A 17,145-nucleotide genomic window follows, 5' to 3' on the forward strand; every position below is an offset into this window, starting at 1 on the left:
ATCAATCAACGCTCCCTATAATGTCGCTTTCTCATTTTAATCTTCGATGCGCGCTATGCGTTGATATACTTATCTATTTTATTAACCTCTTAATTCTTAAATTTTATGGAAAATTACCTCCATGGGCTGTTGGATGAAACCAATGACCCCACTATTCAGCAATATTTGAAATATATTGAAGATGGCATTCCGGCTACCGAAAATCCTAAAAAAGTGTTGATTATTGGCGCAGGTATGGCCGGCATGGTAGCTGCAAGCATGCTAAAGCAAGCCGGACATCAGGTGACCATTGTAGAATCCAACACCCGCGTGGGTGGAAGAATCAAAACCTTTAGAAACACAAAGGATAAAAAGTATTTTGAAGACGATTCTGTTTATGGAGAAGCTGGCGCAATGCGGATTCCAACCATCCATTTGATGGTGTTGAAATACATTGAGCAGCTCAAGTTGAAAACTCAACCTTTTTATTATATCTCTGTAGACAAGCAGCAGGCATTTGCACATCAGGCAGATCCTAGGAACCCAATCCCTGATAAAACGAGAAATTCTCTATTATATGTGAACTATCGAAGGGTTGTTCAAAACGTGTATTTTGGTCCTCATGTCAATGTAAATGAATTGTTGAATTATCATTTGGAGAATCAGGAGGAAAACCAACGTGCTGACGTTTTATTGCGCAGTGTCATGCAGCCCTTAAAGGATTTTATTGCCGAGAATCCCGAGAAAAACTGGCCATTACTGATTGAACAATATGGCGAATATTCCATGCGTCGGTTTTTAATAGAGCAGAAGTTGTTTTCTGACAATGCGGTGGAAATGATTGGGGTATTACAGAACCTGGAGTCGAGGATGGCCTATGATTTTATTCAGAGTTTCATTGAAACGAATATCATTAAAGATGATACAAGCTTTGTGGAAATCGTTGGGGGATCGGATCTCTTGCCAAATGCATTTTTTAAAGCACATCAGCTGGAAGACAATACTTATTTTGACTGTAGGGTAGACGAACTGAAGCTGAATCCGAATACCGAAAAAATCAAAGTCGGTGTAAATATTGAAACTAAAAGAGACTTTAAATTTTACCAGGAAGCTGGTTTCAAAGTGTTAAAAACACCTGTGACAGATTTGGAATTTGATGAGGTCATTGTGACGATTCCATTCTCAGCCCTTAGACATGTTTACATTACTCCTGGGTTTACCCAGTTAAAGCGGAAAGCAATTCGGGAGCTTCATTATGATTCGGCCACTAAAATACTGTTGGAATTCCGTGAGAAGTGGTGGCAGGAAGCTCCTTATAATATTGTGGGTGGTGGTAGTATCACTGATTTTTCAAACCGTTTCGTATACTACCCAAGTAATGACCTGGCGAAAGATGGACATGGTTTGATCCTGGCCTCGTACTGCTGGTCTGATGAAGCGAGTAGATGGGATTCTATGGACGATGACGACCGGTATTTTTATGCACTTAGAAATCTGGCCATCATGCATAGCGATGATGAAAACGAACGGAAGCGTATTATGGACCTTGCAGTGATCACGACCAGTACCGATGGTCCTGAAGGCATCGCTAAAAACAGAATAGGTGGCGCTACACAAAGCTGGATGCGTGATCCATATGCCTACGGTGAAGCTGCGATTTTTAACCCGGGTCAGTTGCATTTATTGCAAAAGCACATCATATCAACTGAATGGGATGGAAAAGCGCATTTTGCCGGTGAACATGCTTCTTTAAAACATGCCTGGATTGAAGGCGCGATTGAATCAGGTATTCGTACCGCACTCGAAGTTAATGAAAATGTAGGTAATCTAAATAATCCACGCTAATTATGGGAGATACACGAATTACGGTAGCAAAGTACCTGCAGATCAGATTGGAACAGATGGGTTTAAAACATTTGTTTGGCATCGCGGGCAATTATACAGCACCATTTTTAAACACCATTCTGGAGGATAAACAGGCGAAAATACAAGTCATCAATGATACCAATGAAATTAATGCCGGTCATTGTACAGATGCTTATGCCCGGTTAAATGGTTTTGCTGCGGTAGCGGTTACTTATGGTGTTGGTGCATTTACTTTATTGAATTCTGTGGCAGGCTCTTTTGTAGAGCATTGCCCGGTCTTGGTGATCAACGGGGCACCAACAAGTAGTGATCAGCTGAAAAATATTGCACAAGGACTGCTTTCTTCGCATATGACTGGCGATATGTACAGTAATATCAATGTTTATAGAAACGTCACCGTCGCTGCCGAACAGGTCACAGGTGCAGCTGATGCGCCATATAAAATTGATGCTTTATTGAATGCCTGTATTTTGTATGGAAAGCCGGTTTATCTGGAAGTTTTTGAAGATGTATGGCGGATGAAATGTGAGGCTCCAGTCACTGAGCTGGTCAAAAGATCATTGAAGGGTTGTCAGGAAAACGCTAGAAAAGCAGCTCAAAAGGTAGCTAAACTTGCAGCGGGAAAAGAGATCATCTTTTGGGCTGGTGAGGAAATTCAGCGTTATGGTATTCAGAAGGAATTCTTAGCACTCATTGAAGAAACGGACACTGAATTTGTGACTTCGATTTTAGGGAAATCATTGGTTTCCGAAGATCATCCAAAGTTCAAAGGCGTGTTTAATGGCAATGCCTCTCCAAAAGATGTAAAAGAGAGATTCGAAAAAGCCGGAGTTAAGATTGCCCTTGGTGTATGGACAACAGGGAAAAATCTAGGCGGTTTTGACGTCTGGAATGAAGATACAGTGCTTGCAAGTCATAGTGGTGTGAGAATAGGAGCAGCCTACGAACCAAATGTATCACTTAAAGACTTTATGAATTACCTGGCTGAGGAGCTCCTGAAGGTGAAGTTTGAAGCCTATCAGATGTATGGGGATGCTCCACTCAAAGCTTCATTCTTTGTGGCTGCTGCGAAGGAAAACATGAAAACGGTGATTACCTACGATTCCTTTTTTGCCAGAATAAACAAATTCATCAATAAGGAGCACATTGTGGTGTCTGATGCAGGTTTTCCTTTGTTAGGTTGTCAGGGTATTCGTATAGCAGAAGCAAATGGATTTGTCGCACAGGCTTCCTGGCTTTCTATTGGTTATTCCGTTCCGGCAGCTACAGGCATTAAATGTGCAAGACCAGATAAAAGAGCGGTTGTTTTTGTGGGGGACGGTGCTTTCCAGGAAACTTGTCAGGCAATCTCCACACAGAATAAACTGAAACACAATACCATTGTATTTGTCCTGGACAATGAGATTTATGGAATTGAACAATTGTTAGTGAATCCTAATCCTTTCCGTGGTAAAGATAAGGTAGATTATCCTTTGCCGGATCTGAACGATGTGTATGCCTATAATGAAATGCATGCCTGGAAATATGCTAAACTGGTAGATGTTTTTGGTGGTAAAGGTTTTGAAGTTTCCGATATGGAAGCTTTAGAAGAAGTATTGGTTCAGCTTGATGACATTCAGGAGAATACAATTATACATGTTCATCTTCCTAAAACTTCAATTCCTGAAGCCATTGCCTATAAAAATGCAAAACCTGGGGAAGACGAATTTCTGAATCCGAAATGGGATTTGTGTTAGTCGTTGATACTTATTGATGGCAATAAACTAATTGTAAAGGATTTTAAAAAAGCGCATGATTAAATGCGCTTTTTTTATGGATCTTTTCCATTTGTGTCCATAACGCTATGGTAGTAGGTTTTACTCTTTATTTTGAGAACTCAGCTTCCCGGGTTAGGATCAAATCTGTAACCTATAATAATCGTTTTTCTGTGTCTGTATCTGCCTGGATTTGATGCCTAATTTTGTTGTCAAATCCTATGTTATGAAAGAACAAGAAACTAATTATAGCCAGATCCAATTCCGTAAAGTATACTTGTCTGACCTCAATGCCCTGATCAGACTTTATAAAAATCAAGGCCAAAATCAGCAGCCAACAGTTCATCAGCTGACCGAAAATTTTGGTCTTCCTTTGAGTATCGCTCTAAATGGTGAAGAGATCATCGGCTTTGCTTTCGCTTCCATTAATCAACTGGATGAGCTGATGCTCAGTACACATACCTTATCAGTTGCTGATGCTTTCATTGATCAGAAACTCAAATCACAGGCGGAAGTTACATTACATACCACATTTACAGGTCTAAAACAAGATCATACTCCATTAAAAATAGCGATCGAACAATTGGTCAGCTGGCTAAATACCTGTGCTAATTAATATTAGGATACAGATTTGTTTTAAGTAAATTTACAGGACACAACTGCCGGACATGACTCGAATGAAAAAAGAATCCTTATATGTTAGAATTGCCAGGGTAATGGAGGAACAGATTGAGAGTGAAACGCTAAAATTGGGTGATAAGCTGCCCTCAATCCGTACCATACAAAAACTTTATAATGTAAGCATCAACACGGTTAAACAAGCCTATCTGGAGTTGGAAAGTAAATCCTTAATTGAACCCAGAGCCAAATCAGGTTATTTTGTGAGTAAGGCTTCTATCAGAAAATTTTCATTGCCATCTGTGGGGAAAATGAAAACATCCAGGCAGGAAAAAGAACCCGAGGATCTCATCAGTAAGGTTTTCAATACGCTGAATGATAAAAGCATTACTCAGTTTTCTTTAGGAGTAACCGCCAACAGCATGTTACCAATAGCAAAATTGAATAAGGGAATGATCAATGCCATTCGTCGGTTAGAAGATGGCGGGACGGCTTATGAGCCCGTTGCCGGGAGTACCTATCTGAGGAGAACGCTAGCCAAATGGTCATTTGTATTGGAAGGTAAGCTGACCGAGGATGATCTGGTGACCACATCTGGTGCGATGAATGCGATTTTTAATTGCCTGATGGCAGTGACCAGGCCGGGTGATACGGTAGCGATTGAAAGCCCGGTGTATTTCGGAATTCAGCAAATTATAAAGACGCTGGGACTTAAAGCGATTGAAATTCCTACACACCCGGTTACAGGTGTGGATTTAGATGCGATTAAGAAGGTGTTGCCAAGACTCAAAGCCTGTTGTTTCATTAGTAATTTTAGTAATCCTCTTGGTTGTCTGATGCCAGACGAACATAAGAGGGAATTGGTCAGGATGTTGACCGCATACGATATTCCCTTGATTGAGGATGATCTTTATGGGAATCTTTTTTTCGGAACCGAAAGGCCAAAACCATGCAAGTATTATGATGAAGCAGGAATTGTAATGTGGTGTGGTTCCATATCCAAGACATTGGCACCTGGATACCGGGTTGGCTGGGTAGCCCCGGGAAAATACAAGGAGAAAATCATCAGGCAAAAATTGGTTCAGACCATTTCTACGCCTGCACTGTATCAGGAGGTGATTGCCGATTTTATGGAGAATGGTCGTTATGACCTTCATTTACGTACACTCAGAGCTAAACTTTATAGCAATTGCTTGAAATATCAGGGAGCCATAGAGGCTTATTTTCCTGAGAATACCAAAATATCTCAGCCTCAGGGTGGTTTTATGTTATGGCTGGAATTGGATAAAAGACTGGATACTGCTGAATTATTAGATCAGGCCATCAGGCAAAAAATTAGCTTCGCCCCAGGTAGAATGTTCACGCAGTACAATCAATACAACAATTGCATGCGTTTGAATTTTGCCCTCGACTGGAATGATAAATTGGAAAATGATATCAAACGTCTAGGTCGTCTGGTTAAAGCCAATATTTAGCCTGATGAGGCATCTGCTGAAGGGAAGGATGGCGATTTTATTGTAATAATATCTTGTTTGCCACTGGTCGATTCTGGGCAAATCCACCCAGGGAGAGGCTAGCCATCAAGACTGATAATAGGAGCTTTCTCATAACAAAGGTTATTTTATCTTAAATATAACAAGATCTATTTGCTTTGATTTGTTCTAACAAAAATAAATGCGGCTTTTTCCGTATTATTGAGTTATAACTCATTATTAAATGATTGAATTAAAAAGAATCAGTGTGTTGATTTTGTTTTTTGCGATTACATTTAACGTCTTGTCATTAAATGCTCAATCAAAAGACAGTCTGAATAAGTCTCCTAAAGTTGACAGTTTAAAAATAAATTTTGTAGGCAGAATGCAGGCTTTTGCAAGAATTTCTTCGAAGAAAAGTGCTGCTGAGTTTGATGCGGATAAAGCAAGGATGGCTCAGGTCAAAACCTTCGATGAGATCAAAAAGACCATGCAGAAGGCTAAAGCTTATCTGAATATTAATCTAGATACTCCTGGTACAAAGCTTGAACTTGAAGAGACCGAAAAGGATTTTGCCATTGCCGGTGACGGCGTGTTTACCAATAAGGGAACTGCACAGACCTTTCGGAATTTAACAGCTTCCTCTAAAATATTATCCGAATTGCTCAATAAGGCAAATTCGCGAAAAGTAAAATTAGACCTTCGCCAACAGGACCTGAATAATTTCCGCTATCAACTGGATTCTATGCTCAGCGTTCCAGCTTTATTTAAATTTCCAACAGATTCGGTCAGTTTAATGAAATACCTGCAGAAAATTCAGGTGGTTGCCTATGAAACAGGCCCGATAGATAGCGCACTTAAAGTCGCAACAAACAACATTCAGTCTTTGTTGAATCAGGTCAACATGACAGTTTTTAAACTGCAAAGTAGCCTGGAAGAAATTGAGTCCCACCAGCAGGAAATGGTAGACCATAGTTTTAAGCGGGAGTTTAATAACATCTGGGCACCCGAAGGATTTTATCGTCCATTTGTTGAAATTCTTGATTTTTCGAAAACAAAAGCGTTGTTGAATTTTACCTTTTTTGTAGAGAACAATTCCGGAAAAATTGTCCTGTTGTTTTTACTCCTGATGACCTCTTACATTTATTTGGGATCATTGAGAAGTATCTATGTGAAAGGAGCTCTTCTCAAACCAGATTTTGATGGACAGCTGGTGCTCAGGTATCCATTACTATCTGCAACTTTGATTGTCGTTAGTCTGTTTCAATTCCTTTTCCCATCGCCACCTTTCATCCTGAATGTAGTACTCTGGACAGTCTCATGTATCAGTCTGATGCTGATCTTCAGCGGTTATGTCAGCAAATACTGGTTTAATGTATGGTTATTAATGGTGGCGTTTTTCCTGCTGGCTGCAGGTACGAACCTGATCCTTCAGGCGTCCAGGCTGGAACGTTGGTTTATGCTGTTTACTTCTGTTTTAGGACTCCTGGTTGGTCTGATTACCTTAATGAAAGGGAAACAGGAAGAACTCAAAGAAAAATGGATTACCTGGTCAATTGCGCTGATGGTTTTTCTTGAATTTGCAGCAATCATTACCAATATCTTCGGACGGTATAATTTGGCAAAAACATTATTCATTAGTGGCTTTTTAAATGTGGTGATCGCGATACTTTTCCTTTGGACGGTCAGGCTGATTAATGAAGGTTTATTGATGGCTTTTAACGTATATTCAGGTCAGGATAAGAAATTGTTTTACCTCAATCTTGAAAGGGTTGGAAAAAAAGCACCAGTGCTTTTCTATGTTTTGCTCATGATCGGATGGCTGGTTTTATTTGGACGAAACTTCCCCGCATTCGACTACCTGTCCAAACCACTTTTGAACTTTTTTAGCGAAGATCGTACTCTCGGTAATTATACGTTTAGCATTAACAACATGTTATTGTTTCTGACCATCATGGGCAGTTCTGTATTGATATCAAAGGTCGTTTCTTTTTTCGCCTCCGACAGAAATCTGGCTTCGGACAAAGACAATAAGAACGAGCGTCAGGGGATCGGGAGCTGGTTGTTGCTGGTGCGTATTTCCATCCTATGTTTAGGCTTGTTTTTAGCTGTTGCTGCTGCTGGAATTCCAGTTGATCGAATCACGATTGTTTTAGGCGCTTTAGGTGTAGGCATTGGATTTGGCTTGCAAACTTTGGTCAACAACCTGGTTAGCGGATTGATTATAGCCTTTGAAAAACCAGTCAATGTGGGAGATATTGTGGATATCGATGGACAGGGAGGTACAATGAAATCTATTGGTTTTAGAAGTAGTGTGATTTCCAATTGGGATGGAGCAGATGTAGTAGTCCCTAATGGTGATTTGTTAAATTCACACCTGATCAATTGGTCGCTTGGTGGAAACCGGAAACGAGTATCCGTCGTGATTGGAATCGCTTATGATTCAGACCTTGAAAAAACCAGAAAAATACTCATGGAAATTTTAAACACTGAACAACGGATTATTAAAAATCCAGGTCCTGTAGTTCAGTTTGAACAGTTCAGCGATAGTGCAATCGACCTAAGAATTTATTTCTGGACGAAACATATCGGAGAAGCTTTCGCCACGAGAAGCGATTTAATTATTCGTATTGCAGCTACTTTTAAGGAAAACCATATCAATATACCATTTCCTCAACAGGAAATTTACATTAAAAATTTTGATAATTCTTCATTAAATAAATGATTATTACTAATTGCTTCATGTAGTTTGCTATATTTGATTAATTTATTACATATTTATTTACTACATGAACAAAATTTTATTAACGTCTACAGTTATTTTAGGATTAGCATTTAGTGCTAAGGCGCAAAAAGGAAATAATCAGATACAGATTTCAGCTCAGGCTGCAATTCCGTTGTTTGATCTTTCTGACGTTGCAAACACGGGTTTCGGTATAGCCGGAAAAGGGATGTATGGTTTCGGAGAAGTGAAACAACAAGCTACATTAGAAATTGGATATAATAGATTTGGTTTGAAGGGTGTTCCATCAGAAATGAGTGCGCATTATGCTGCAGTTCCAATTTATGCAGGATACAGATATACACTGGGTAAGTTTAATTTAGAACCACAAGTAGGTTTTTCTGTAAACAAAATTGGTGTATCTGTAGATGGTCAGAGTGTCAGTGTTAGTTCAACTAGCTTTGCATGGGCAGCGGGTGTAAGTTATAACATTAGTAAGCTGGAGCTTGGTCTTAAATATCAAAGCTCAGCGCTTAAAGATGCAGATGCCGATTTAAATTTTGTAGGCATTCGTTTGGGTTACAACTTTAGTCTGTAAGCCTTTACTCTTTAAATAAATCAGCTGTTCAACAATGAAAAGCTGATTTATTTCCGATTATTGTTTTCTGATACGTGTTTTAGAAATATTTATATTTATTGCTTCAGAATAGCTCAGTATCCAGAAGTTGGACTGTTCTCTTTCAGGATTTCCTCTTCTGAACGCGTAACAGCCGGAACTGCCTCAACTGTCAACTTGGGTTAGATGGATAGTTTTTACCATTGAATTTCATCACATGTTGCTTGCCATTACTCATCATGATAAGATGATCCCAACCTGTTTCTCTTTTATCAATTAAAATAGGGTAATCTACTACCGTAAATTTATTGATCAATCACCAATAAGACAAGAATTACAAATTAAAGCTCTATAAAGTTTGAGATATTTTATACAAAAGTTACAGGTTTTTCCTTTTATTGGAGCAAAGAAAGCAATACATTTGACGTGTTGAAGAAGCACCTGACCATATTTATCACTTTAGTCCTCCTCATTTTTTCTACCGGATTGCAGGAACTGATCAAACTGCCTTTACTTTTTCAACATTATTTCGAACATAAGGCTATAAATGAAGAGATTACCTTTTCTGTTTTCTTAATCGATCATTATAATTCCGTTCCGCATACTGACAATGATGAGGATCGTGACAATCAATTGCCTTTTAAGTCGATCGATAAAACCTTAGTTTTAAGTAGTTCAGCCACGCCACCTTTTCATAAATACCTTACTAAGGTATTCAGCGCAGAGCTGCGTACAAAAACGGTTGTTTTTAATGATGACCATGTCCCATCCGCTTACCTCGATACCATCTGGCAACCGCCTAAAGTTTGATTTATGCTACTAATCCAGTGGAATAACTCCCTGGTTTAGCTTTTATTGTTAAAAGAATAAATCATAATACCATCTTTTTATGTTGAATAAAATCATTGGGTTTTCTGTAAAGAATAAACTCATAGTTGCGCTATTTACTATTGCGCTGATCATTTACGGTGTTTTTGAATTGACAAAACTACCGGTAGATGCGGTGCCTGATATTACAAATAATCAGGTGCAAATTATTACTACTGCACCTTCATATGGTGCTACAGATATCGAACGACTAGTTACTTTTCCTGTAGAACAGGCGAGTAGCAATATAGCAGGAATCAAGGAAATCAGAAGCTATAGCCGCTTCGGACTGTCCTTGGTTACCCTGGTTTTTAATGATGATGTTGACGTTTATTGGGCCCGACAACAAGTTTCTGAGCGCTTGCTTACGGTACAGGCAAACATACCTGAGGATATTGGTAAACCCGAAATGGGACCAATTTCTACAGGTCTGGGGGAGATTTATCAATATGTGATCAAAGCTAAAAAAGGCTATGAAAATAAGTTCGACATTACCGAGTTACGAACCCTCCAGGATTGGGTAGTGAGGCGCCAGCTTTTAAGTGTAAAAGGCGTAGCCGAAGTGAGTAGTTTTGGTGGTAAACTCAAACAATATGAGGTGGCCATCAACCCTAACAAATTACAGGCCCATGGAATTACCATTGCTGATGTCTTTAATGCCTTGGAAAGTAACAACCAGAATACCGGAGGTTCTTATATAGAAAAACAGTCCTCCGTAAGTTATATCCGAAGTGAAGGACTGATTGAAAATAAAGACGACATTGAAAATGTAGTCATCAAAAACAAACATAACAACGTGCCTTTGTTGGTTAGGGATGTGGCAGAAGTGAAAATAGGCTCAGCCACAAGATTTGGTGCTTTGATTTACAATGATGAAGGGGAAGTTTCCGGCGGAATTGTGATGATGCTAAAGGGTGCTAACAGTAATGTGGTGATCGAAAGCATCAAATCTAAGATTGCAGAGATTCAGAAAAGCCTGCCTGAAGGTGTTGTGGTTGAGCCATTTCTGGACCGTACAGATATGGTCAGTAATGCAATTGATACTGTTAAAACCAATCTGATGGAAGGGGCATTGATTGTCATCTTCGTTTTGGTTTTGTTTTTAGGAAATGTTCGTGCGGGCTTGCTTGTTGCCTCCGTGATTCCACTTTCCATGCTTTTTGCGATCATCATGATGAACTTATTTGGCGTGAGCGGAAACCTGATGAGTCTTGGAGCATTGGATTTTGGATTGATTGTAGATGGTGCGGTAATTATCGTAGAGGCAGTGATGCACCAGTTAAGCCACAGCAAGAAATTTGCCGGATTGCGGACTTTATCCCAGCAGGAAATGGATAAAGAAGTAAAAAGTGCTTCTTCTAAGATGATGAATAGTGCAGTATTCGGACAGATCATTATTCTGATCGTTTATCTTCCAATTTTTAGCCTTCAGGGAATTGAAGGGAAGATGTTTAAGCCCATGGCACAAACGGTCGCATTTGCACTTTTGGGGGCCTTTATCTTATCCCTGACCTACATTCCAATGATGAGTACTGTCTTTTTAAGTAAAAAGATCAGCGATAAAAAGAATTTCTCTGATCGTTTGATGGAAAAAATTGAAAGCGCTTATAGCAAAATCTTAAAACGTGCATTGGGAATTCCTAAGTTGATTCTAGGTTTGGTGATAACGATGTTCCTGTTTGCGGTGTTTTTATTAACACGTTTAGGGGGTGAATTTATCCCATCTATTGAAGAAGGTGATTTTGCTGTAGAAACCCGGGTCTTGTCTGGGAGTAGTTTAAATACCACCATAGAAAATGTACAGAAAGTAGCCGCAATTTTGAAATCCAGGTTTCCGGAAGTGAAAAATATCGTGACCAAAATAGGTAGTAGTGAAGTGCCAACAGAACCTCTTCCAATGGATATGGGAGATATGATCATCAATCTTAAAAAGAAAAGTGAATGGACTTCCGCCAGTTCCTTTGATGAACTTTCTGAAAAAATGACTGAAGCCGCGGCTGAAGTCCCGGGAATAACGACCAGTTTTCAGTTTCCGGTGCAAATGCGTTTCAATGAACTGATGACAGGAGCCAGGCAGGATGTAGTCTGTAAAATTTATGGGGAAAACCTGGATACATTGAGTGTCTATGCGAAGCAATTGGGCAATATTGTGCGAAGTGTGGAAGGAACAACGGAACATTACGTAGAACAAATCAGTGGTACTCCTCAGATTGTCATTAAGTATAACAGACCCGCTATTGCCCAGTATGGCTTGAATATTTCGGAAGTCAACCGGAACATCAATGCCGCATTCGCTGGTCAGCGTACAGGGATGGTATTTGAAGGTGAAAAGCGCTTTGAATTGGTGCTTAGGCTAGATAATGATAATCGTAAAGACCTGAGCGATGTCCAACATTTGCTGATACCTACACCCGCTGGAAGTCAGATTCCATTAAATCAGGTGGCAACTGTAGCATTTGTAAACAGCCCTAGCCAGATTCAACGTGAAAATACGCAAAGAAGGGTATTGGTAGGTTTTAATGTGAATGGTCGGGACGTAGAAAGTATCGTGAACGAGCTGCAGGAAAAAGTAGAAGAAAAAATCAAACTGCCAGTAGGCTACACTGTGGCTTATGGTGGATCATTTGAAAACCTGAATGAAGCGAAATCACGCCTTTCTGTAGCGGTACCAGTCTCACTGATCCTTATTTTTTTATTGTTATACTTTGCTTTTGATTCTATTAAATATGGACTGCTGATTTATAGTGCAATTCCGTTATCCGCAATTGGTGGTATTTTCCTCCTGGCGATGCGGGGTATGACTTTTAGTATCAGTGCCGGAGTAGGTTTTATCGCATTGTTTGGTATTGCAGTATTGAATGGGATTGTGCTGGTTGCAGAGTTCAACCGCATAAAAAAAACAGGAGAAACAGATATGAAAAATGTGGTCATGCAGGGGACCAATACAAGGTTAAGGCCGGTACTGATGACTGCCTTTGTAGCCTCATTAGGATTTCTTCCAATGGCATTGAGTAATGGTGCAGGTGCTGCAGTACAAAGACCACTGGCTACAGTTGTAATTGGCGGATTGATGATTGCGACCTTGCTAACACTTTTCGTTTTACCAATCTTATATATTGCTGTTGAAAAGGGCTTAAAACCAACTAAGCATGCTAAATCTGCGCTTATGTTGATTTTCCTGCTGGGTACTTTCTTCCCTTTTAATTCAGCGAATGCACAAAGACCAATTGGATTAACTGAAGCACTAGATAGTGCTGCCGCTGGGAATTTGTTGCTGAAAGGCCAAAAGTTGCGGGCAGAACAAGCCAAACAGCTGATCAAAACAGGGATAGATCTTCCCCAGGCAAATTTATCGGCGCAATATGGGAAGTTCAATAGCCCTTTAATTGATAATTCGGTAGGTATTAGTCAAAGTTTTAGCCTGCCAACAGTGTATAGCCGTCAGAAAAAACAATTATCCGAAGAATGGAAATTGAAGTTGCTCGATGTAGATTTAAAGCAGTCGGAAGTTAAAAAAATGACTACCGCCATGTTTTATGAGCTATTGGTGATTGCTCAAAAACAAATTTTGCTGGAGGCTATGGATAGTACCTATAGGGAGTTTTTAAGAATAGCGACTTTGAGGTTTAAAGCAGGAGAGACCAATATGCTGGAAAAGGCAAGTGCGGAAAACCAATTGACACAAATTACCCGTCAAAAGAAAGAGCTGCAAAAGGAGTACAGTTTTATACAACAGCAATTTCTGCTCATGATCAATAGCGAGGAGCTGCGTTTGCCGAAGGCGGGGGATTTTAAGCTTGGCGATGTATTGATAGATCGGGAAATGCTGGAGAACCATCCACTTTTAAAACTCCAGTTACAACAGGAGCAGCTGGCTAAAGTCAGCACCAGTCTGGCGCAATCAAAACTGCTTCCTGAAATTACTCTTGGGTATCAAAATATGAGTCTTCAGGATGGACTTAGGTATGATCTGGGCTCCAGGTTCCATTCCTTTCAGCTGGGAATTGGTATTCCTGTTTTTTCAGGAGCAAAAAAGGCAAGGATTAAATCTGCCAGGACACAGCAAGACCTTGCTGCAAACGAAACTGCATATGCCAGAAAACAATTGCAGGCTGAACTGGAAGACGGCTTTCAGCAGTTGAGTAAGAATAAAGAAATCGTAAAGGATTTTGAAAATAATGCCTTAAAAAATGCCAGAGAAATCACCCGGACACTCAATACGCAATTGCAGAAAGGGGAGATCAATTATCTGGAATGGACGATGCTGAATCAACAAGCTTTAGCATTGCGCATGGATTATTTAAATGCCATCATTAGCCTGAACAACAGTATTATACAATTGAATTACCTTTTATCAAAATAACATGAAATCTATAGTTTTTAAATATTTGCCAGTATTATTGCTTCCTGTACTTATTTATGGTTGTAGCAGTAGCGCCAAAGAAGAGTCAAAAGTTAGGGCTAAAACCGATGAGAGTATTGTACAATTGAGTGCTCAGCAGCTAAAGCAAATCGATTTGCAGGTTCAACCGGTACAGGCCCGGGAAATCAGTACTTTATTGAAGCTAAATGGCCAGATTGAAGTACCCCCACAAAACCTGGTATCAGTGAGTGTTCCTCTGGGTGGATACTTGAAATCGACGCAGATGTTGCCAGGGACTAAGGTGAGGAAAGGACAAGTTTTGGCCATTATTGAAGATCCGCAGTATATACAGTTGCAACAGGATTACCTGAGCACAAAAAATAAATTGGGATTTGCCCTTAAGGAATACAATCGACAAAAAGAACTCCATAGCGCTAAAGCAGGTAGCGATAAGGTTTTTCAACAGGCGGAGAATGATTTCAGGAATTTTAGTATTGAAAGCAAAGCTTTAGCAGAAAAATTAAGATTGATCGGGCTGAATCCAGGCAGACTTACGGAAGATAACATCAGCAGAACGATTGGTGTATATTCACCAATTAATGGTTATGTCAGCAAAGTAAATGTCAATATTGGTAAATATGTTGTCCCATCAGATGTGATTTTTGAGTTAGTGAATCCAGATAACATCCACCTGAATCTTACGGTATTTGAAAAGGACTTGAATAAGATAAAAATTGGGCAACAGGTTCTGGCCTACAGCAATTCGAAACCAGATATAAAACACCCGACAAAAGTGGTCCTGGTGAGCCATGCCTTAAACGAGGAAAGAAGTACGGCAGTCCATTGTGATTTTGATCAATACGATCAAAAACTAGTGCCGGGGATGTATATGAATGCCATAGTGCAGCTGAATAGTGATCAGGTTGATGCACTGCCTGAAGATGCGTTTGTAAATTTCGAGAATAAGGATTATGTTTTTGTAAAGAATGGTATGGATTCCTTTAAGATGACGGAAGTAAAAAAGGGGGAGACAGAACAAGGTTTTACCGCAGTACACTCAGATCTAAAAGGTAAAAATATCGTAGTCAAAGGTGCTTATTCTTTGTTGATGAAACTAAAAAATACCAGCGAGGAATAACATACATTTCTTTTTTGCGCTGAAAAAGATGGAAAACCATCAGTAATTTATAAGGTTGGTCAGAATTCTTATTGATTACTGGTGGTTTTCTGGTAGAAGCTCGCTCTGCTAGGGCTTTGCTAGGCTTCTGCTCCCCAAGAAATAGGGCTTATATGGCAGAGTCCTCCCCATTCATTCCAGGTTAGTTCCTGATCGGATCACTAATTTTAGTCCTGACCATCAGGCTGCTATTGCCTGCCTTCTTTAGGTGTTTCATCTAAGACCCCTTTTTCTGATCCAAACATTTAAGCTGATTGTTAGTTATATTAGACAATGCATTTATGAGTCGGTAAAAGGAGCAAACTATGAAACATTACGATGCAATTATTATTGGAGCAGGACAAGCTGGGATACCACTAGCCAAAAAAATGGCTGAAGCTGGAAAAAAGACAGCGATTATTGAGCAAAGATTGATTGGAGGTACTTGTATCAATGATGGCTGTACTCCTACAAAAACGATGATTGCTTCTGCTCATGTGGCACATCAGGCAAGAATGGCCAATGAACTTGGTATAGGAATCGCCAGAGTTAAAGTTGATTTTGAAAAAATTAAGAAGCGAAAGGATAGTATCCTGAACTCCTTTAGGGCTGCTGCTCAAAAAGGACTGGAACATACAAAGGGATTAACCATCATTCATGGTACTGCTGCTTTTTCAGGTCCAAAAGAATTAACAGTTATCGCAAAAAATGGGGAAAAACAAGTGCTTTCTGCAGATTGGATTTTCATCAACACCGGTGCTACACCTAAAATACCGGAGCTAAAAGGACTAACAAAATCAAATTACCTGACCTCTACTACAATTCTGGATTTAACTGAAATTCCGCAGCATCTGGTGATCCTGGGCGGAAATTACATTGGTCTGGAATTTGGTCAGCTATTCAGACGCTTAGGCAGCAAAGTAACAATTCTTGAAAAATCTGCAGCGATTCTGAGTCGGGAAGATGCCGATGTCTCTGCTGAAATGACAAAGATATTGGAGGCAGAAGGATTGAAAATTCTAACCAATACCAGTATAACAGCTCTAGAGGGCAATCAGCATCAGCTAAAAATTAAGCTAAAATCCCCGGGAGCTGGGAAAACAATCAAAGCCAGCCATCTTTTGATTGCCATTGGCAGAACACCACAAATCCAGACCTTAAATCCTGATGTACCAGGTATAAAAACGAATGATCAGGGATATATTCTGGTAGACGATAAATTAGAAACAAATGTGAAGGGAATTTATGCCCTTGGTGATATCAATGGCGGACCTGCTTTTACCCATATTGCTTACCATGATTATACCATTGTTTACCGAAACTTGATGGAAAAGGGAAAATTTAGTACCAACGACAGACCGGTTCCTTACTGCATGTTTACCTATCCTCAATTGGGACGCATCGGCCTTTCAGAAAATGAAGCGAAAGCAAAAGGACTGGATGTGATGGTAGCAAAATTACCAATGTCCAATGTTGCCAGAGGGATTGAAACCGGTCAGACTAGAGGTTTTATGAAAGCAATTGTAGATCGAAAAAGTAAAAAGATTTTGGGTGCTGCTATACTTGCGGCAGAGGGTGGAGAAATTATGGCGGTGCTCCAAATGGCCATGCAGGGCGGAATCACTTATGAACAGATCCGATACGGTGTTTTTGCCCATCCTACATTTTCGGAATCTCTAAATAACCTGTTTATGACTATCGAATAGGCATTTTTCAACCGATTTATCCAGCT

The 17,145-nt window shown here is 39.8% G+C and carries 10 protein-coding genes; all 10 read left to right on the top strand.

Features of this window, described 5'->3' with window-relative positions:
* The first annotated feature begins 105 nt into the window (after positions 1-105).
* The 10 genes from R2Q94_RS19270 to R2Q94_RS19315 all read left to right on the top strand — a co-directional run bounded on the left by R2Q94_RS19270 (position 106) and on the right by R2Q94_RS19315 (position 17,119).
* Positions 106-1,824: a flavin monoamine oxidase family protein gene (locus tag R2Q94_RS19270; RefSeq protein WP_316823114.1), complete on the top strand. Its 1,719-nt coding sequence runs from the start codon at positions 106-108 to the stop codon at positions 1,822-1,824.
* A 2-nt stretch (positions 1,825-1,826) separates the two neighbouring features.
* Entirely contained in the window at positions 1,827-3,581 is a 1,755-nt protein-coding gene (locus tag R2Q94_RS19275) for an alpha-keto acid decarboxylase family protein (protein WP_316823115.1), read from the top strand.
* A 244-nt stretch (positions 3,582-3,825) separates the two neighbouring features.
* Positions 3,826-4,215: a hypothetical protein gene (locus R2Q94_RS19280; RefSeq protein WP_316823116.1), complete on the top strand. Its 390-nt coding sequence runs from the start codon at positions 3,826-3,828 to the stop codon at positions 4,213-4,215.
* 61 nt (positions 4,216-4,276) lie between these two features.
* Positions 4,277-5,692 carry a PLP-dependent aminotransferase family protein gene (locus R2Q94_RS19285; RefSeq protein WP_316823117.1) on the top strand — a complete coding sequence of 472 codons (1,416 nt, stop codon included), beginning with the start codon at positions 4,277-4,279 and terminating at the stop codon, positions 5,690-5,692.
* A gap of 241 nt (positions 5,693-5,933) precedes the next feature.
* Positions 5,934-8,414, top strand: coding sequence for a mechanosensitive ion channel family protein (locus R2Q94_RS19290; RefSeq protein WP_316823118.1), 2,481 nt, complete (start codon positions 5,934-5,936; stop codon positions 8,412-8,414).
* Positions 8,415-8,478: 64 nt separating this feature from the next.
* On the top strand, positions 8,479-9,009 hold the full coding sequence (locus R2Q94_RS19295) for an outer membrane beta-barrel protein (RefSeq protein ID WP_316823119.1): 531 nt from the start codon (positions 8,479-8,481) through the stop codon (positions 9,007-9,009).
* 447 nt (positions 9,010-9,456) lie between these two features.
* Complete coding sequence (locus tag R2Q94_RS19300) at positions 9,457-9,837, top strand: hypothetical protein (protein WP_316823120.1); 381 nt, start codon at positions 9,457-9,459, stop codon at positions 9,835-9,837.
* Positions 9,838-9,916: 79 nt separating this feature from the next.
* Entirely contained in the window at positions 9,917-14,257 is a 4,341-nt protein-coding gene (locus R2Q94_RS19305; protein ID WP_316823121.1) for a CusA/CzcA family heavy metal efflux RND transporter, read from the top strand.
* 1 nt (position 14,258) lies between these two features.
* Positions 14,259-15,395, top strand: coding sequence for an efflux RND transporter periplasmic adaptor subunit (locus R2Q94_RS19310; protein WP_316823122.1), 1,137 nt, complete (start codon positions 14,259-14,261; stop codon positions 15,393-15,395).
* Between the two features lie 344 nt (positions 15,396-15,739).
* Entirely contained in the window at positions 15,740-17,119 is a 1,380-nt protein-coding gene (locus R2Q94_RS19315) for a mercuric reductase (protein ID WP_316823123.1), read from the top strand.
* Positions 17,120-17,145: the final 26 nt, after the last annotated feature.

The organism is Pedobacter gandavensis, assembly GCF_032678465.1.
GTDB lineage: Bacteria > Bacteroidota > Bacteroidia > Sphingobacteriales > Sphingobacteriaceae > Pedobacter > Pedobacter gandavensis_B.